This window comes from Lacihabitans sp. LS3-19 (assembly GCF_024343575.1).
GTDB lineage: Bacteria > Bacteroidota > Bacteroidia > Cytophagales > Spirosomataceae > Leadbetterella.
In genome coordinates, this window is record NZ_RJUA01000002.1 from 239935 (window position 1) to 259729 (window position 19795).

A 19795-nucleotide genomic window follows, 5' to 3' on the forward strand; every position below is an offset into this window, starting at 1 on the left:
AAGGGTTTATAGGGTAAAATAGAAAAAAAGAGGAGTGATGCTCCTCTTTTTTCTTATAAATGGTTTTTTAGATTAACTCTTAAACTGATGGTCCGTTTCTTTAAAAAGTATATTGAATGTCGTCATTGAGCCATAACATCTTGAAATATATTGCTGTATATCCACCTTGGCTTCATCATCTAGACTGCTCGCATTTATTTTTTGTTCCATTACCCGGAGGCGATCACGCATCATCACTATTTTATGAAAAAAAGTTTCAACAGGAATTTCTTTTGAAGACAAGCCCACTTTTCCGGGCTCTAAAATCATTTTACCGCCTTTCCATTTGTCGCCCATGGGTACTATTTCAGTTGCATCCATCCAACGTTGTAGTATTTTTGTCATTGATCTTTCTACGTCAAACATACTCACCATGTCATTGCTAAATGGCGACTTTTCGATGATTTCTATATCTGCTTCAAGTTTGAGTTTTCTGGTTCCATCCTCTATAAAGGTAATTTCGTAACCATCAGATTTTACATTTATAACAACTCCTATCCCAAATGTTTCGTGTTTAACTCTTGATCCTATTCCTAATAATTCCATATTTTTTGCACATTTATTTTGAAACTATTTTTCAAAAGCTATGCCAAATTTTCAGGAAAAATTAAAAAATAATTGAATTTGCTACTGTAGCCTTTTAATCCTAAAATATTTGACTGAAGTAATTAGAATTACGAAAGAAATGATGGCAATCAAAGCTAAACTAAAATTGGCTATTTCAGGGTTTTCTGAATTTACCCTTTTAAGATATATTCCATAATACGCCCAAATTATTACCAATGCGTAAGGAATGTTATTTCTTTTAAAAAGCATAATAAGGGCTAAAGTTGTACCAATTATCATCATTATAATTGTAATTTGTACTTCCGAAAAAATGCCGCCTTGCCAACCTAAGCTGACCAAAAGTGCTGTAATATTGGCAATAGTAGCTACCGAAATCCAACCTAAATAAACACTGATGGGGATCTTGAGTGAAATAATCTCAAGCATAGTTTTGTCTCTAATGCTATCAATGTTTAAGAATAAAAATATTAGCGAAATCAGGAAGCTTAACATTATTATTACAGAAAGAAATATCATTTCATAATGCCAAGCCAATATCCAAGCCATGTTGAGCAAACAGGTTAATCCGAATAACAATTGCCCGTTTAGGTCCAATGATTTCCTTTTGGTCTTGTCCCAATAGCACCATATTTGGTAGGAAACAAATATCAAAAGCAATAAATAGATTATTCCCCAAATAGAAAATGTAATGCCAGCAGGCACAAAAAGATTTGGGTATTTGTCCGAAAGTTCGCCAGTACTTTTTCCATTATTGGGCAATGTTACTGCTAGAGTATTTACAATCACTACTCCTACAAAAAGTAGAAAATTTACAAAAACAAATGGCGATCTAGATTGAATAATTTTCATAATTATAATGTTATGGATGGATATTATAAAAACTCTATTTTTCTTTAATGGTCCTAATTATTTGATTGCCTACTTCCGTCCTTATGTTTAAAGTGGCAATTTTAGTGTTATCTCTAGTAGGATACACTCTGTTTGATAAAAAAACATAAACCAAATCCAATTCAGGGTCAACCCAAGTATACGTTCCAGTATAGCCAGAATGCCCATAAGATTTTGCAGAAGCCAGTTGTGGCCCATTGGCTATTTTTTTATTAAAGTCTAATTTCTCAAAAGCTATTCCTCTTCTGTTTCCTTCGTACGGAAATTGATAGTTTGTACATTCTTCAATTACCTCAGGTTTGATATATTGTTTTCCTCCGAAATATCCTTTCTGTACATACATTTGCATAAGCTTCATTAGGTCATTAGCTGAGCCAAATAAGCCAGCATGCCCCGAAATACCGTCTAGCATTCCAGCACCTTCGTCATGCACTCTACCATGAATTAAAGTTTTCCTGAAAAGCGTGTCTCTTTCAGTTGGAACTATCCTGTCAAGTCCATAAAAACGTCTTGGGTTATAGGTCAATGTGCTCGCTCCAATCGCTTGGTATGTTTCTTTCAAATAATTTTCCCATTTCTTACCGGTTATGTTTTCTACAAAACTTGGATAGGTATAATAATGTAAATCACTGTAAACATAACCTTGCTCAGGTTTGACAGGTGAGTCTTTTATTTGATTCATAATGAAAGCTTTGCGGTCTTTGTTCATGTACAAAGTATCCGCAACCTGGACACTATATTGGTCCGTCTTTACATTGCTAAATATTTCTGGAAGCCATGTAATGCTCTTTGTGTTTAAACTTTTCAACCAAATGGACTTGTCAGTTTTTAAGGTTTTTGCATAATCATAAGTGAATTTTGGTTTGGCTTTAAATAGTCTTTCAAAGAAATTCTGTTTTTTGTATTCTTTCAAAATCAATGGCTCCAATTCAGGGTTTAATTCCACTGCTTTTTTTATAGTTGCTACAGAATCTATGCAATCCATCCAAAACGGAATCCAAGCTTTCAGCCCAGAACGGTGGGTCAGCATGTTTTTGAAAGTTAGATTTTCTTTGTTTGAACCTTTAAAATCAGGGAAATAATCTCCAAAAGTTTTATCTAAAGAAAATTTATCCTCTGATATTAGTTGCATTACCGCCAAAGCCGAAGTGCTAATTTTCGTAACGCTTGCAAAGTCATAAATGTCATCGATGTCCACCATTCCTAATTTCTTCGGGTCAATGCCATTTGTAATCGCATTTTGTTCTTGATTTTTAAAGTCTTTTGGATTGTCCATTACATCGGACTTATTTCCAACTTCAAAATTAGGTTTAACTCTTAATTTCTTATTCAAATCATCAGCCTCCTCATAAGTATGAAAACCGAACGCTTTCTGATAAATCACCCTTCCGTTTTTAGCAACCTCCATAACGGCACCTGGAAAGGCTTTTTCTCTCATTCCGATATTTATAACAGAATCAATTCTTGCATTTAATATTCTGCTATCCAAACCCACCATTTCTGGAGTACCGTATGACAAGCGGCCATTTGCGGCTACCAATTGCCCATCGTTTAACTTAAAGTTTTCATTTACCGTTACGGGTAATTTTCCGTTGGTTTCTATTCCTCCAAAAACAGCCATAGCAGCAGCTTCCTCTGTATATTTTGTAAGTTGGTTTGCTAATATTAATCCATCAAAATTCTGCAAACCTTCTATTTTTCCAAGAGCATAAGGGTTTCCAAATATTACCAAAACTGTATTTTTTCTATCTGAAAATTGCTTCAATATATCTAAATTGGATGTATTTACGCCATAATTTGCACCTGGCCTGATATTAGAAAGATGTAAACCTATTATAAGGTTATCCGCTCTTTTTGCTTCTGAAATTACACTTTGAGCATCATTTACAGAGGTGTTTGGTGCAATTGAAAGAAATTTAACATCTGTATATTTGCCAGACATTTCTTGAAAAGCGGTGGTTCCATTGGCATCTATGGAAAGCACAGATGTTGACTTTGATAAATCTTTTATTGGTAAAATGGCTTTTTCGTTTCGAAGATTTACCAAGGTTTTTTCAGCAAAAACTCTATTTAAATAGTCAGATTCTATTGTATTTAGGTCTTCAACCAGATTGTTTAATTCTATTGGTTTGTAATGGTTTAAACCCACCCAAGATTTAGCTTTTAAAATCTTTCTTACTCTTTCGTCTATTACAGAAATGGGTAATCGTTTAGTTTCAATGGCTTTTTTTATTGCATTTACAGCGGTAGGAACATCTTCAAATGTTTCTAAAATATCATTTCCAGCCAAAATTGCCCTCACCAAAGCCTCTCCATTTGGGAAATATTTTACAGCACCCTGCATATCCATGGCATCTGTAAAGGTTAATCCTTCAAATTTGAGATCAGTTTTTAGCAAATCCGTTACTATTTTTTTGGAAAATGTGGCCGCCAGGTTTTTTGTGGTGTCAAGATTCAAAACATTTAAGTGAGAGGTCATTACGCCACTCAAGCCATTGTTTATTAGGAATTTATAAGGAAAAAGTTCATTGTCAAGAAGATGCTCTTTGCCATGATTAATAATTGGTAAATCAAAGTGTGAATCAACGCCTGTATCTCCATGGCCAGGAAAATGTTTGGCGGTCGATAGGATGTTTTGACTTTGCATGCCTTTCATGTAGGTAAATGCTTTGTTAGTTACTGAAAGTTTATCTTCTCCAAACGATCGAAAGTTAATAACTGGATTCAGCGGATTATTGTTGATGTCGACCACTGGAGCATAATTAATATGTACGCCAAGTCGATTACACTGTTTTCCGACTTCTTTTCCCATTTCTAGTAGGTATTTGTCCCCTCCTTGCATAGCTCCAAGTGCCATTTGATAAGGAAATCTAACTGTGCTGTCTAGTCGCATAGCCAATCCCCATTCCAAATCCATTCCAATTAGCATAGGTGTTTTTGACATTGCTTGGAGTTCGTTAATAATACCCGCCTGCACGCTTGGTCGGCCAGCAAAAAACACCAAGCCGCCAATTTTATAGTCTCTAACCCACGTTTTTAATTTTTCGGGATCGTAGCCTTTGCCTGAGGTATTACCACGTGGCATTAGCAATTGACCTATTTTTTCGTCCAAAGTTAAGCTTTGGAAAGTTTTCTCTACCCATTCTTCATTGTATTTAGAAAGAAACTCTGGTTGTTTTTGGGCGAAAATATTTATTGAAATATTGAAGTATATGATAATTAAAGCAAGAAGTTTTTTCTTCATTTTATGAAAAGGTTATTTGTTCAAAATTAATGAATTTGAAGTGTTTTTTGATTGTTTATTATATTTGTTTTAAAATAAATCAGCCATAGTTTAAAATTGTTTAAGGTAGCTTATTTTTGCTATAGCATGATCTTCATTTGCTCGGGTGTCTGGCCTTAATGACGAAATATATTGTCGATTATTAAATACCAAATAAATATAGGATAGGGGTTGATATTCCCAAGATAGTCTAATGTTATAATTATTAGCATTTTGTGAAATGTCTCTTTGGTAAAATCCAATCAATTGAATTCTTGGATTCATAGCCAAGCGACTTTCAAAAGCCAATAAATCTACAGTTTTGTCCGTTTTTTCGGTTCCTACTTTTTTAAATTCGTTTCTGTTTAATTGAGCATTAAAAGTGATGTGGGGAATCGGAGCAAAGTTTACTTTGAAAGTGGTTGTGTTTAATTTTCCGTCGAAATATTTGCCATACTCGCCGCTCCATGCAAAACTTACTTTTTTAGAGCCATCACTTGCCCAATATATCATGTGTCTTGCATAATCATATTTTCCTACGCCAATATTTACTTTTAGTGGTACGAAAGGTTCTAAAAGATTTTGATGATAAAGGGTAAGAATATGGCCAATAAATCCTCCAGTTTGTAACATATACCAAAATGGACTTAATCCCAGAGATGCTTCAGTTAGTATCTTCGTACTCGCTTGATGGTAGCTTTCGGCAAGTAAACTAGGCTCATAAGACCTGAATATTTTTTTGAAAGGAACTAGTTTTGTTCTGTTGTAATAAAAAATCCCTGGCGTAGTCGCTATTACGTCTTTTCTTGAAACAAAACCCAGTTCCGGATTATAATCTTTCGAAATTATGGATTCTGTCCACCAAAGTTTCCATTGGTTGTTGGCATAAAAGTATTGCGTAGCTCCAGCAAAACCAGATTTTTTTGTTTGAGTATCATGTGATGTACTCAGCATCCAATTGAATGATTGAGCTGCATCAAACCTAAAAAAACCGTCTATTGTGCCAGTAATATTGGTATTCAGGCTATTTTGTTTTGAGGTCAAAAGTCCCCCAATTCGTTTTTGAGAGCCAAAGTTTCTTGAAAAACGGCCAACACCAAAATACGTGCTAGGGTAAATGTCGCTACTCCTTTGTTTGATAAACATTCCACCGTAATTGGATTTGGTAGATCTATGAACAAATCTTACCCCTACATCTATAGGAATTGGATTGCCGGAACCATCCAAACCAATTTGCCTACTAAAAAATGGCTGAATACGCATTGAGCCCCCAGACATATCTGCTGATGGAGAAATACTCGCCCCAAAAAGTGAGGCGTTTTCCAAGAAAAATTGTCTTCTTTCTGGGAAAAAAACATTGAATCTTGTTACGTTATTAACTTGTCTATCTGCATCTGCCTGTGCAAAATCTGTGTTGAAGGTTAAATCCAAGACCGAATTTGGTGTAATAGCCCATTTTATTTCGCCACCTACTTTTGTTGCATTTTCTTTGGGTAGTTTTTCAGGTACGTTTCTGTAGTGATCAAATGAAGTTAGAAAAAAAGGCTGAACCCTAATATTTGGCGTAGGAGGAGGTGGTTTTATGCCGACAAGTTTTCCTGCATAGTCCATTCTTAAGACAGAGAATGACCTCGGGAAACCAGAAAGAGCATAATTCTCATTTGTCATTCTTCGGCTTCGGTTCAGGTTAAAGCCAATCTCAGTGGCTTCGCCGTTCGGTGTTTTTGAATATCTCAAAGTTTTCCATGGAATTGCAAATTCTGCATACCAACCAGAGTCAGTTCTGGAGGTACGGACTTTCCAAAGGCCATCCCAATCCAAATCTATGAATGTGGCATCAAACGAAAGAAAATCTCGTTGAACCCCATGTGGATTGGTCGTGAAAACCATTGCATTGCGTTCGTCGTTAAAGCCATCAATTCCCATGCCCAAATAATCCGAGGTTCGGGTATTAAAGTCCCTTTTGAAATCAATCACTCTGACAGATTTTTTGCCTAGAGTATCCATATTAAATACCCCGATATAAAGAAATTGATGGTTATACAAAGCCTTAGCTATAGTTTTATGTTTTGGAGTAGCACCTTGAAAAGGGTCGATTTCAACAAATTCATCAAATGGCTTTGCTAAAGACCATTCTTCGTCTTTTAGGTGGCCGTCAATTTTTAAATTGGCTTTTATTTCAGTGGCTTCAAACTTTACTTTTTGAGGTTTGGGTTTGAATATTTCTGCATCTTGAGCGAGTAAACTCATAGGAATACAGCCTATTAAAATGAGTAGTTTTTTTAGCATTTAGAGGGCAATAGTTTGAAGTGTGTGTAAAGGTAAAAAAAAGCCTATTTTATTTGAAAGAAATTAAGGAAAGATTAAATATTTGCATCTAAAAACACTTTCCAATCTTTTTCTTTTTTCCAAACAAGTAGGTATTTTCCTTGATATGATCCTTCGCATTGACCGATTTCAAAAATAGTTGAGCTATTTATATATTCGATATGTAAAGGTTTAAGATTAAGTTTGTAATTAGGGTTTTTCATATACGAATATTCGCTTGAAATCAATTTTGTGCCAATTACCATTGGTCTGTGGTTGTAATAATTTGCATTTGGCGTATAACACTGTTCTATCAAGGCATTTGGCAAATGTTGATTGCAGAGTTTTATCCATTTGTTTCTTGCCGAATTTAAACCTGTCGAATCTTTTTCTACATTAGATTTATTTTCGAAATATTCCAACTCTCTTTTTTCTTTGCCAGTACTATTGTTCCAAATAATTATATGAAAAATTTCATCATTGGTGGTAGTTTTAAAACTTCCAATTTCATAAGAAATAGTTTTTGAAGCTTCGATTTTGAATAAAGATTTTATTGATTTAACAGCTTTCCAATTATCCTTTAAATTTTGCAAATAATCATCAAAATTATAATTCAATTTTTCATTCTTAAAAAATTGTGGATTTGTGACATAATTGCTTTTTAAAGCAGTCAAATCATTGTTGAAGTCTTGTTGCCAATTTTCATTTTCAGATTTTTGGAAAATACAAAAAGTAATTAAAAAACAGGCAGTTAAAGCTTTCATTTTTAAATAGTTATTTCTATTCTATTGTTTTCTGGGTCTAAAATTACGCTTTCATAGTATCCATCTCCAGTAGTTCTTGGCTGACCAATTACTGAAAAACCATCTTTTGCTAACAGCTGCGTTTGTTCGTCCACTTTATTTTTTGATCCAACCGAAATGGCAATATGAATGAATCCGTAGTACTCATCCGCGGGGCTTTCGATATTTACACTAGTTTTTGACATTAACTCTAATCGACATCTGTCTTCAAAACTTAAGAAGTAGGATTCAAAACCTTTTGCTTCATTTATGTATTTTTCTCCTGATATTCCGCCGAAGTATTTGCAATAAAAACCTCGCATGTTTTCCAGATTTCTACAATAAATGGCTAAATGTTCTATTTTTGGCATTTTGATTTTTGATAAAAATTAAAGCTAACAATTTGTACTTAAAAAAATGATTCAAACCTAAATATTTTCAATCATTTTAGCCATATTTGTCTAAATAACCTTTATCTATTAATCATGAACAAACTATTTTCTTTCTTACTTTTTCTGAGTTTTCAGAGTTTTAGTCAATCTTTTAACACTTTCCCTGTTCAAACCCAAAAACCGCCATTGCACGGTAAAAATTGGATGGCGATTACCGGTAAACCTTTGGCTGCAACTGCAGGAGCCATGATATTTGCCAAAGGTGGAAATGCCATAGATGCATCTTGTGCGATGCTCGCATCTACCTGTACCATGTGGGATGTTTTGAGTTGGGGAGGGGAGACCCAAGCTTTGATTTACAACCCGAAAACAAAGAAAGTAATCGCCATAAATGCCTTGGGAGTGGCTCCTACAGGTGCAACGGTTGATTTTTACAAAAGCAAAGGATATGCCTATCCTCCCGAATATGGTCCCTTGGCAGCAGTAACTCCAGGTACCCCAGGTGGATTATTGACCATGTTGGCAGAATATGGTACTATGAGTTTAAAAGAAGTTTTAGCTCCAGCAATGTCTTTGGCAGAAGGCTATCCAATTGAAGCTCAAACGGCTAACGCCATAGAAAAGGGAAAAGCAAATATTAAACAATGGCCATATTCTAAAAAAGTATTTTTGCCACATTTGGGTCAAGAAAGAGAAGCACCGGAGCCAGGTGAGATTTTTGTTCAAAATGAATTGTTACAAACTTTACAAAAACTGATATATACCGAGCAAGAAGCCCTAAAAAAAGGAAAATCAAGAAAAGAAGCAATATATGCTGCCTATGATAGATTTTATAAAGGAGATATAGCCAAAGAAATAGCGAGAGGAACGCAAGAACAAGGCGGATTGATAACAGAACAAGATTTGGCCAATTGGAAAGTGAAAATTGAGGAACCTTTGATGACCAATTATAAAGGATATGATGTGTACAAATTGCAGGAATGGACACAAGGACCCGTAATGCTTCAGACCTTAAATATTTTAGAGAATTTTGATTTAAAAAACATGGGTTACAATACCTCAAAGTACATTCATACTTTGTATCAGTCTATGAATTTAGCCTTTGCTGATAGAGATTTTTATTATGGAGATCCAGCATTTGAGCCTAAATCACCAATGAAAGGTTTACTTTCCAAAGATTATGCAAGAGATAGACTTAAACTTATAGATTGGGAAAAAAACGACCCAAATGTTAAGCCAGGTAATCCGTATCCGTATGAAAATAAGGTTAATCCTTTTATGGATATTTTGAATGGCAATAAAGTAGGTTATGTAAACAAAGAGCCAATGAATGAAGCTTTTTTGCAAGAATTCACGGCAGGTACTACAAGCGTAATTGCCTCAGATAAAGAAGGTTGGTTGGTTTCTATCACGCCGAGTGGTGGTTGGGTGCCTGCTTGTATTGCAGGAAATACAGGTGTTGGACTAAGCCAAAGAATGCAGTCTTTTGTTTTTGATGAAAAAGAAAATCCATTTAATGTGCTTGAACCTGGAAAAAGACCGAGAGTAACACTAACGCCGAGTATGGCTTTGAAAGATGGAAAACCAGTTTTGGCTTTCGCCAAACAAGCTGGCGATGAGCAAGATCAGTTGCTAACGCAGTTTTTCTTAAACATTGTGGAGTTTGGCATGACTGTTCAAGAAGCTTGCGAAGCTCCGAGTTTCAAAACCTACCAAATGTTTTCTTCATTTGGTAAACATGAGAAAAAACCTGGATCGTTGATGCTAAACGATGCCATGCCCGAATGGACCCGAAATGAGCTAAAAAGAAAAGGCTATACGCTTGATTATCAGCCAAGAACTAGCGGCCCAATCAACGCCATATTTATCGATTGGAAGCATGGAAGTTTTTGGGGTGGCTCCAGCAATCATGGCGAAGATTATGGTATAGGTTGGTAAAAATTAACTAATTGTTGAGATTACGGTTAATTATTCTAAAAAAATTAAATAGGATTATATTAACATAAAAATTTTTAATTGTATTTTTTCAATAAGGTCGATATCCCTCAAAATATGAAGAGTATCGACTTTTTCTATTTTATACTTTTCCCGCTTTTTTAGGCTTAGTAATAGATTTTTCGCAAATATTTGATTGTTAGTATTTTATAAAGTATTTTTTAGTCTGATTTTTGTAAAATTTGTCAACTGCAACCTTTATGCTCCGCCTTTTGTGACTTTTGTCACATATCTCCCTGATTAATGATTTGCATTTTAACTTGTTTTGTCATAGTCTAAATTCGGTTTTTGTTCAACATTTGTATCACAAAACAAAAGAATAAAATGAAAACCAAAGTGATTTTGATAATGTTAATGCCTCTTCTGATAATAGGGGAAATGGCTTTCTCTCAGGCAAAACTTACAGCAAGATCTTCAAGTGTAATCGTTAGTGGATCTTCTACCATGCACGATTGGAGCATGAAGGCGACCAAAGTAAGTGTTAATGGAGACTTTACTATAGTAGACGGAAGTCTAAAAAAAATTAACAGTGCAACAGTAAAAATTGAAGCGAAATCGCTCAAATCTCACCAAGATTCGGATTTAATGGATGAGCGAACTTACAAAACTATAAATGCTGAGAAATTTCCACTTATTACTTTTGAATATTTAAATACTGTTTCGACCAATGTTACTGGGAACTCGGGTACAATTAAAGTAAACGGCAATTTGACCATAGCAGGTGTAACCAAACCTACAGATTTAATTTTGAGCGTAACCACGCTAGCCAATGGCGATCTACAGATAAAAGGTACCGAAAAAATATTATTAACGAGTCATAAAATAAAACCTCCTTCATTTATGGCTGGTGCTATAAAAGTTGCTGACCAAATAAGTATAGCTTTTGATGTAATCTTAAAAAAATAAAATAAACAAATAATTAAACAAAATAATATTATGAAAACTCTCATTTACTATTTCAGAAAAGTAGCTTTCGTCTTCATACTCTCAATGTCTATAGGAGCGGTGGCCCAACAAGCAAAAATTGATAATCTTCGTCCTTATGACAAAACAGGTTTGAATATGTTCGAAACTCCAAAAGTGGAAGGAACAACATTTGACGGCTTAAAAGTAAGAATTGGTGCTGGTTTTACGCAGCCATTCCAAAGTATATCTCACGAAAACTCCGGTGCTGTGGCTCTTTATCCTCGTTTGGCTCCTGGTTTTGCTATTGCTCAGGCAAATCTTTATACTGATGTTCAGTTGGCAGACGGAATCAGATTAAATCTTACCACTTATTTATCTGCTCGTCACCACAACGAATCTTGGGTTAAAGGCGGTTATATCCAAATGGACAAAGTGCCTTTTAAAGGTGAATTTTGGGATAAAATAATGAAATATGCAACTGTAAAAGTTGGTCATATGGAAATCAACTATGGCGATATGCACTTCCGTAGAACAGATGGCGGACACGCACTATATAATCCTTTCATTGAAAACTACATTATGGATGCTTTCGCAACTGAAGTTGCAGCTGAGGTTTATGTTCAAAAAGATGGATTGTTAGGTATGGTTGCATTGTCTAATGGATTAATAAATGGAGGATTCCAAGAGCCATTAATGCCAGGAAGTACTACAGAGACCTACAAAAGAAGTCCTTCAATTTATGGTAAATTGTCTTATGACAAAAAACTACAAGAGAAGGTAAGAGTAAGAGCCACTGGTTCGTTTTATTACAATCAAAGTGATGGAAGAAGCACACTTTATGGTGGTGACCGCACAGGTAGTAACTATTTCTACGCTTTAGAGCCAGAAGCTGCTACTACTACTGCAAATGCATTTTCAGGCCGTGCAAATCCTGGATTCTCTAATAAAATCGCTTCCGCACAATTTAATCTATTTGCCAAAGTTCAGGGTTTGGAATTTTTCGGAACATTTGAAAACGCAAAAGGTGGTACGTTTGCTGAAGAAGTTGCAAACTTTGGAAAAAGAAGTGTAAATCAAATAGCTGCTGAAGCTGTCTACAGATTAGGAAAAGAAGAGAAATTGTTTGTAGGAGCAAAATACAATGTGGTGAATGGACAAATGTTATCCAAAGTAGCTGACAAACAAACCATAGATAGAACAGCTCTTGCAGCAGGTTGGTTTGTTACTGACAATATCTTGATGAAAGGAGAATTTGTAAATCAAAAATACAATGATTATCCAACCACAAGTATTCTAAAAGACGGCAAATTCAAAGGTATTGTGATACAAGCAATCGTAGGTTTTTAATTAAATAAAAAGGTTTAAAGAAGGTCTCGGAGCTATTCGAGGCCTTCTATATATTATAAAAGCATGATATTTAGGTTGTTATTAATATTGTTTTTGTTTTTCGTAGAAAAACCTCAAACCATAAACTACAAAATAAAAAAGGGTAGTGTAATGGTGTTGAAGGGAAAAACCAGTTTTAATGACTTCAAATGTAAATGCTCCGATGATTTTAATAATTCTTCTTTAAATGCAAACTTTGTAAAAGGAACCAATTTTATTGAATTTTCAAAAGCCGATTTTTTAATAAAAGTGAAAAGCCTTGACTGCAAAAATAAATTCTTAAATGAGGATATCTGCGAATCATTGAAAGCCGAAAAATATCCTAATATTCATGTAGAATTGCTAAGTGCCAGCCCTTTACATAATGAAGATAAGCTGCAGCTCAATAGGATTTATAAATACCAGATTCATGCGAATATTTCAATTGCTGGTAAAAACAGACAGCAAAATTTAGACGTAAACCTTAGAAAGACCAATGAAAATCAATATTCGATTTCTTCTGATAAAAAAATTCTGATGAGTGAGTATAACATTGAACCCAAAAGCCCAATCAGATTCATTAAAATTTCAGATGATGTTGAGATTCAGTTTAATCTTTTTGTCCAAATAGATTAAGGTTTACTTTCATAATCTCTTCCAAAAGCTGCTCTAAATCTTCAATTCTGGTATCTGGATTCATAATCGAAACCCTTAAAAATACTTCTCCGTTAAGATTGGTTTGAACAATATAAAACTTGCCATCTTCTAATATTTTTTGCCTAATAGCCGAATTTTGCTCATTAGTTGCATTTTTGATCCGAAAACAAACAATATTAGAATCAGGTTGGGTTGCAAGTTCAAATGCACCGTTTGAGGAAATTAAATTAGCGAATGCATGTCCTACTCCATATAAATAATCAACATGTTCTCCAAATATTGATTTTCCATGAGCTTTTATGATACTGTAAATTTTAACGCCCATCATGATCTTTGTGCACTCGAAGGTTCTTTTTCCAATATTAAACCAATCTTTAGACTGAGCGTTTGACCATAGATATTGGGCTTTTTGGTGAAAAGTGCCGTATGCATCATCACTATTTTTGAAAATAACCGAGGTAATCAAAGCAGGATTGAGCAACATTTTATGCCAATCAATTATTACCGAATCTGCTTTTTCTATTCCTTTTACTAAATGTCGGTGTTTTTCTGAAAAAACTACAGCCCCGCCATGTGCACCATCCACATGAAACCAGAGCTTATGTTTTTGGGCAAATGCACCAATCGAAACCAAATCGTCATAGTTTCCAGTAGAAGTGGCACAAGAACTCCCTACAATAGCAAATACTTCTATACCAGCATTTTTAGCATTTTCAAAATATTTTTCTAAAAGATCAGTTTTCATTCTAAAATTGACATCCACAGGGATTTTTATTATACCTTCAGAACCCAAACCCATAATTCTGGCAGCTCTGTCTACACAGTAATGAGCTTCTTCAGATACCATTATGCCTAGTTTTTTCTCGGTTCCATTTTCCCACACTTCTGTTTTATTGGCTCTGGCTGCCAACAATGCCGTCAAATTAGCCAATGTTCCTCCAGAGGTTAAAAATCCACCTCCAGTTTTGCCAAAACCTATTTTTTGTGCAAGATATTCATTGATAATTTCCTCAATCGGGTTGTTTACCATGCCCATTTCATAAACCGCCCCACCGTTGTTCATTATACTTGTGACCATACTGGCCAAGGCAGTAATAGGAGCTGGTGCGGAAACTTGATGACCCATATATTTAGGGTGATGAAGTTTGTTGGACATATTAATGGTTTTCTTGAAAAACGACATCACGTCCAAGTCGTCATTTTCGAAATCTTTCCTCCAAAAATCGAGAGCTTTGTCAGGCTCCAGGTAAGGATATACCTTTTCTTCACCTTTTACGCCTTTTAGATAATCCGCTATAATATCAATAAGTTCGTGACCAAGTGCTCTGAAATTTTCAGCGTTATTTATGTCTTTTAGCATGTTTTGAATATAAATCGCTAAATTACTTTAATATTTTTGAGTCTAGATTGTATAATGGGAATTAATCAAAATTCTTTATTTTTATTTTAAGAATTTTGAAAATATAGGATGCTTTGAAGTAAAAACAATAGCTATTTAGTTAAAGGCAACTTATCAGGTTTTGCATATTCCATTCTTGCCAATCTTTTGGTGGTATGATACGAATCTAATCCACTAACTGTTACCGTTCCTGCTTTCTCAATGTCCACAAAGCTATCGTCTTCAACACAGTTTTCTGGAACTGAAATATAGACAATTTTGCCAATTATCAAACTTGTTCCATTCAGTTCTATATTGATTCTTTCTACGAATTCACAACCGAATTTTACATGGCTATTTTCTACAAAAGGAGCAAAAAAATCTTCTAAATACGCTGTGGCCAAACCAGTCGCTTCAAATTCAGAAGTTTCTCGAGGATATCTCGCTGAGGTTTGATGGGCTTTTTGGTAAGTCTCTGTATTTAAGTGGTTTATGGTGTAATATCCAGTCTCTATTATATTTTCCAAAGTATGACGTGGAGACACATCTGGTCTAACAATAAAAGCACATAGTGCAGGATTAGCTCCAATATGAATCAAGGAATTGAAAATCGCTAAATTTTCTAGCCCTTCTTTGTTTTTTGTACCAATCAAGACAGCACTTTTAAATCCACCTAGAGAGTTTACAAAAGCAGCCCGATGTCGAGTTTCCATTTCATCTAAATCGGCAGTTTTTATGATTATATTTTTCATGAAAATTAAACTCTTAAAGATGAAATTCCTCCATCAATAGCCAAAATTTGGCCAGTCATCCATGCCGACTCTTCACCAATCAAAAACTTAACGGCATTAGCCAGATCCTCGGCTTTTCCTATTTTCTTCAAAGGATGTCTCTGAGCATTGGCTTCAATTTTTTCTGGTGTGCTTAAAAGTTGAGCAGCCAAAGGTGTTTCAGTAATGGATGGAGCTATACAATTAACCCTTATCGCTGGGGCAAATTCGGCAGATAAAGCTTTCGTAAGACCCTCAACAGCACCTTTTGAACTTGCTACCAAACTATGAAATGAGAAACCAGTTTGCACCGCTACTGTCGAAAACAACACGATTGAAGCAGAATTTGATTTCTTGAGTCTGGGTAATATTTGCTGAATTACTTTTATTGCACCCAAAACCTGGATTTTGTAATCTTCCAGAAAATCCTCAGGTTTTATCCTTGCAAAAGGTTTTAAGTTTATCAATCCAGGACAATACACCAAACCGTCAATTACTTCGGGCAGACTTCCGAAATCGTAAGTTTCTTCGTTAACGTCTAATGGGAAATACTGAATGTTTCCTACACTTGTTGGCGTGTTTTTATAAGTTCCAAAAACATTGTATCCAGAATTGGAAAGGAGCTCACAAGAAGCAAGTCCAATTCCTTTAGATCCTCCTATTATTAAGATATTTTTCATGAAATCTTAACCTAGAAACGTTAAGATTTGTTTTGAAATCTATTTTAGAAATTCTTATTTATCCAAAATTTTCATTTCAAAACTATTCTCGAAAGTCTCATTTTCTGACAATCTGATTATACCTTCTTTTTGGCTTAAATCTTTATTGTGGTCTTCGGCATCTGCAATTCCGTACCAAGGTTCCAAACAAACAAAATCAGCATTTTTTGCTGCCCAAATACCAAAGAAAGGGAAATTTTTAAAAGAAAACTCAAGAGCTATTTTGCTTTTATCTGATTGAATTTTAATGCTTTCTGACTTTAAATCTTTAAAAACCAAAGCATCTTTATGAAATAATTCATAGTTCAAATCTAGTCTAGAAGCTGATTTGGTTAGTTTTTCAGGTTTATTTTTTGTTAATCCTTCTGTATTAATGGGCCAAATCTCAAAATCTTCTTCTTTTTCAAAACTCAAAGAATAATCTTCATAATTTAATTCAGAATTTATCGGGCATTTAAAAGCTGGATGACCTCCAATAGAAAAATACAATTCATTTTTGCTTGGATTTAAAACTTTATAATTGAGCTTTAGTTTATCCTCGAAAAGATAATATTCCAATCTCAGTTCAAACCTAAAAGGAAAAACCGAAAGTGTTTCTTGGGTTTCTTTTAATAAAAAAACAGCGGAATCTTTTTCTAGCTTTTCGATTTCAAAAGTCATAGTTCGAGCAAAACCATGTCTTGGTAAATTATAGGTATTTCCTTGATATTCAAATGAATCGTTTTTCAAAGCTCCAACAATAGGAAATAGGACTGGCGATGATTTACCCCAAAACTTTGGGTCTGCTTCCCAAATAAATTCCTGCTTATGTTTTTTTGAATATAAACTCTTTAGCTCTGCTCCAAGAGGATTTATTTCTACTAAAATATTTTCGTTTTCCAGGATTACCATATTTGTTTTTTTGTTAAAAACTATATCTCAATTGAACCTTTAAATCTGTTTTTTTGCCACCTAATATTTCATCATTTCCACTTCCAATTGTGTTTCTGTCACTCACATTGGTTTGTGCTATCCTTACCCAAGCATCTAGGCTTCTAGTAATTGGAAACTTGGCCACAGCATAGTATCTAAAACCTTTTCCATAATAAGCTGGGAAAGAAACAGCGTATAAAACATCATTTTCGTAAGCGTATATTCTGCTATCGTAAGAATCTGTATTGAAATACGCAATTCTCGTTTTTAGCTGCATTCTCCTGATTTTTGCTTCTATGTCTTGAATTACGGCATATCCATTAGATTTGCCACTCTTTTCTACATCAAATCCATTGTATTGTAGTTTGGTTTGTAATCTTAGGACTTTTTGATATGTATAGTCAGTACCTAAAACCAAATTGTTTCGACTTGTATTCACGAGAGAATGTGTAACTTCTTTACTATCAGTATTATTCCTTTGTTTATTTTCATGATGAAAAGCTATGTATTGGCTGAAAATCTTATTTGGTTTATACAGTATTCGCACCTGATAATCACTTCCCGCAGATGGAGCATCTATTCTATATTTCAACCATGGAAAACTAAAACTATCATAGAATGCAGAAACTTCAAGGCCTTTCTTAATAATATATTTTAAGCCATTATATACACCTTTTTCATTAATAGTTCTACTTCCTTCCGCAAAAGCAAAGCCGTAAAAAGTATGAAAATTAGGTTGGTAATTTCTGAGATTCAATGCCCATTCAACTTTTGGCCCAAGCGAACCCACAAGGCCAGTTATATATCCATAACCTTCAGATGAGCTCTTCGCGGCCTCACCAAAAAAGTTGAAATTCTGCCAAGATATAGAGATATTTGGACCTAAAACAGTGTTTTGTTTTCCGGTGAATTCATAAAAATTATAAAGCAATTCTCTTTTTTGAAAACTTTTATCAAAACTCGTGTTCAAAACAGAGAATCCAATTTGAATGTGGTCTAATTTATAAAGAATATTGCCACCTATGTTTTTCTCTAATAAAAGATTCTGATTGCTAAGTTCTGTAGTTGTTCTGTGAAAACCAGCCGAAAGAATCGAACTAAAATAGTCGTCCTGGGTTTCAGCATTAATCTGTACAGATGCATCTCTTCGATTAACAGCTGCCATGGCAGTTATTTCAAAATTTCCGTTGGTAATAGTAGTAGCAGCACCTCTAAAACTTCCATTTTCCACCACTGAATTATAAGGTCGTATACCAATATTGCTCCTCCGAGTGGTATAAACTGGCTCTGAACCTTTTCCAGCGGCATATCCTGCCGAAAATATCATTCCTTGTCCAAACTGCATTAAATAATCTCCAATTACCAGATTTTTTATAAAACTTTTGTTTTGAACCTGAATATGGAAATTATAATAATCTAGCATTTTACTTTCACCAGCATCCTTTTCTGTCACAAAGCCAATATTGAAATCTTTGGAATGGCTCATGCGATAGCGAGTATAATACCTCTGCCGAGAACCAATATATTTATCCTCTAAATACCCAGCTGAAGGTTCTAAAGTTTGGTCTGCACGAACCACCAAATAATGTTCAACGGCTTTTTTTGCAAAATTAGAGAATCTAGTAGAGCCAAATCCTGGCTTTACTTGAACAAAGGGTAAGATATTTCTGATGTCTTCCAAACTAAAACCATCCACAGCCTGCAATTCGTATATACTCAGAAGTGGTCCAAACTTTTTCCTATGATCCAAAATGGCATTTATTTTACTTTCACTGAGAAAAAACAAAGCCCTAAATTCTCCCAAATTCGCAGTATTTAAGTCTATAGGATTTTGATAAATAGTGAAGAGGTTTTCGTAAGTTTCTTCATAATTGGCATCCTCCGTTTGAATAGGGGCTATTTTTAGAATAAAATCATCCAAATTTATTTCAGGTCTTTTTATGTTTTGGGCTATTGTTTTACCAAAGCAAAAAATGAGAAGTATAAAGCTATATGTATGTTTACTTTTTACCATCTATTTGCAAAGCTAAAGTAAGGTGATTTGATAGTCCAATATTCGGGTGCGTACTTACTGCATACGAAAATTTATATTTTTTAATATCGTAACCTAGGCCAAAATGAACAGCTCTCAATGAAGGATTTACACCTGTTGATAATCTCAATTCGTCTTTAATTTGGTAAGCCATTCCAACTTTTAAGTTAGGCTTTTGACCAACGGGATAATCCATTTGTCCACTGATGTTTACTTTTTTGCTAGGATTTAGGCCAATTCCAAAATTCACATAAGTTGGAAGGCTTTGAGAGGCATAAAGTCTCGCACTTGTAAAGTTTATAACATGCAAACCAATACTAAAAAACCTAGAGGGATAGGCATGAATGCCAAATTCACCTAAAACTGTCTGTTTACTACTGATATCTTTTACTGCATTGTTTAGCAAAGAGAATTTTAGTCCCATCGAAACCTTGTCTAGTTTTTTAGAAGCTGCCAGCCCTATTCTTGATTCATGATAATACTGATCGCCGAAATTATCTGCCGAAAAACCCAAGTCCACTATTTTGGATTTATAGTTTCCCCAAAATCCTAAGGTACTAAAGCCCTCAACTGGAAGCGTTTTGTGATATGCCAAGGCTATATGACTAGCTTCTAAAAAAGAAATTCCTGCTGGATTTTGATAAATGGAGGAAATACTTGGTACGGCAACCATAGAATTTGCCCTTCCATAAGCATCAGCACCGAGATAAGTATATTGTGCAAAGCTGGGATTTAGAATTGTGACAAAAAGTAATATGAGTAGTGTTATTCTCAGTTTATAGTGTTTTGTTTTTAAAAATAGTTTCTAAATTTATTTTTTCAAA

General features: G+C 34.6%; 16 protein-coding genes. 4 read left to right on the forward strand and 12 right to left on the reverse strand.

Features of this window, described 5'->3' with window-relative positions; translation table 11 throughout:
* Nucleotides 1-72: 72 nt before the first annotated feature.
* From EGI22_RS03315 to EGI22_RS03340, 6 genes are all read right to left on the reverse strand, one after another.
* Nucleotides 73-585: a hypothetical protein gene (locus tag EGI22_RS03315; RefSeq protein ID WP_255066405.1), complete on the reverse strand. Its 513-nt coding sequence runs from the start codon at nt 583-585 to the stop codon at nt 73-75.
* Between the two features lie 81 nt (nt 586-666).
* Nucleotides 667-1455 carry a TspO/MBR family protein gene (locus EGI22_RS03320; RefSeq protein ID WP_255066407.1) on the reverse strand — a complete coding sequence of 263 codons (789 nt, stop codon included), beginning with the start codon at nt 1453-1455 and terminating at the stop codon, nt 667-669.
* Between the two features lie 34 nt (nt 1456-1489).
* The gene (locus EGI22_RS03325; RefSeq protein ID WP_255066408.1) at nt 1490-4738 is read right to left on the reverse strand and encodes a glycoside hydrolase family 3 N-terminal domain-containing protein; all 3249 of its coding nucleotides are present in this window, start codon (nt 4736-4738) and stop codon (nt 1490-1492) included.
* A gap of 90 nt (nt 4739-4828) precedes the next feature.
* Nucleotides 4829-7045: a carbohydrate binding family 9 domain-containing protein gene (locus EGI22_RS03330; protein ID WP_255066409.1), complete on the reverse strand. Its 2217-nt coding sequence runs from the start codon at nt 7043-7045 to the stop codon at nt 4829-4831.
* 74 nt (nt 7046-7119) lie between these two features.
* A complete protein-coding gene (locus EGI22_RS03335; protein ID WP_255066410.1) occupies nt 7120-7827 on the reverse strand; it encodes a hypothetical protein in 708 nt (235 codons plus the stop codon).
* A 2-nt stretch (nt 7828-7829) separates the two neighbouring features.
* Complete coding sequence (locus EGI22_RS03340; RefSeq protein WP_255066411.1) at nt 7830-8216, reverse strand: VOC family protein; 387 nt, start codon at nt 8214-8216, stop codon at nt 7830-7832.
* A 114-nt stretch (nt 8217-8330) separates the two neighbouring features.
* Here EGI22_RS03340 and EGI22_RS03345 point away from each other — a divergent pair, with 114 nt between their 5' ends.
* The 4 genes from EGI22_RS03345 to EGI22_RS03360 all read left to right on the forward strand — a co-directional run bounded on the left by EGI22_RS03345 (nt 8331) and on the right by EGI22_RS03360 (nt 13139).
* A complete protein-coding gene (locus tag EGI22_RS03345; RefSeq protein ID WP_255066412.1) occupies nt 8331-10175 on the forward strand; it encodes a gamma-glutamyltransferase family protein in 1845 nt (614 codons plus the stop codon).
* A 381-nt stretch (nt 10176-10556) separates the two neighbouring features.
* Nucleotides 10557-11138, forward strand: a complete 582-nt coding sequence (locus EGI22_RS03350; protein ID WP_255066413.1) for a YceI family protein — start codon at nt 10557-10559, stop codon at nt 11136-11138.
* A gap of 30 nt (nt 11139-11168) precedes the next feature.
* Nucleotides 11169-12485 (forward strand): hypothetical protein, encoded by a 1317-nt coding sequence (locus EGI22_RS03355; RefSeq protein ID WP_255066414.1) that lies wholly within the window; start codon nt 11169-11171, stop codon nt 12483-12485.
* 63 nt (nt 12486-12548) lie between these two features.
* Entirely contained in the window at nt 12549-13139 is a 591-nt protein-coding gene (locus EGI22_RS03360) for a YceI family protein (protein ID WP_255066415.1), read from the forward strand.
* On the opposite strand, the gene EGI22_RS03365 is transcribed toward EGI22_RS03360, so the two are convergent.
* From EGI22_RS03365 to EGI22_RS03390, 6 genes are all read right to left on the reverse strand, one after another.
* Nucleotides 13114-14520, reverse strand: coding sequence for a pyridoxal-dependent decarboxylase (locus EGI22_RS03365; RefSeq protein WP_255066417.1), 1407 nt, complete (start codon nt 14518-14520; stop codon nt 13114-13116). The genes EGI22_RS03360 and EGI22_RS03365 overlap by 26 nt on opposite strands.
* A 131-nt stretch (nt 14521-14651) precedes the next feature.
* Nucleotides 14652-15290 (reverse strand): flavin reductase family protein, encoded by a 639-nt coding sequence (locus EGI22_RS03370; RefSeq protein ID WP_255066419.1) that lies wholly within the window; start codon nt 15288-15290, stop codon nt 14652-14654.
* Between the two features lie 5 nt (nt 15291-15295).
* The gene (locus tag EGI22_RS03375) at nt 15296-15988 is read right to left on the reverse strand and encodes an SDR family NAD(P)-dependent oxidoreductase (protein WP_255066420.1); all 693 of its coding nucleotides are present in this window, start codon (nt 15986-15988) and stop codon (nt 15296-15298) included.
* Nucleotides 15989-16042: 54 nt separating this feature from the next.
* Complete coding sequence (locus EGI22_RS03380; RefSeq protein WP_255066421.1) at nt 16043-16918, reverse strand: aldose 1-epimerase family protein; 876 nt, start codon at nt 16916-16918, stop codon at nt 16043-16045.
* A gap of 13 nt (nt 16919-16931) precedes the next feature.
* On the reverse strand, nt 16932-18953 hold the full coding sequence (locus tag EGI22_RS03385; RefSeq protein ID WP_255066422.1) for a helix-hairpin-helix domain-containing protein: 2022 nt from the start codon (nt 18951-18953) through the stop codon (nt 16932-16934).
* On the reverse strand, nt 18940-19644 hold the full coding sequence (locus tag EGI22_RS03390) for a hypothetical protein (protein ID WP_255066423.1): 705 nt from the start codon (nt 19642-19644) through the stop codon (nt 18940-18942). Before EGI22_RS03390 ends, EGI22_RS03385 begins: the two co-directional genes overlap by 14 nt.
* Nucleotides 19645-19795: the final 151 nt, after the last annotated feature.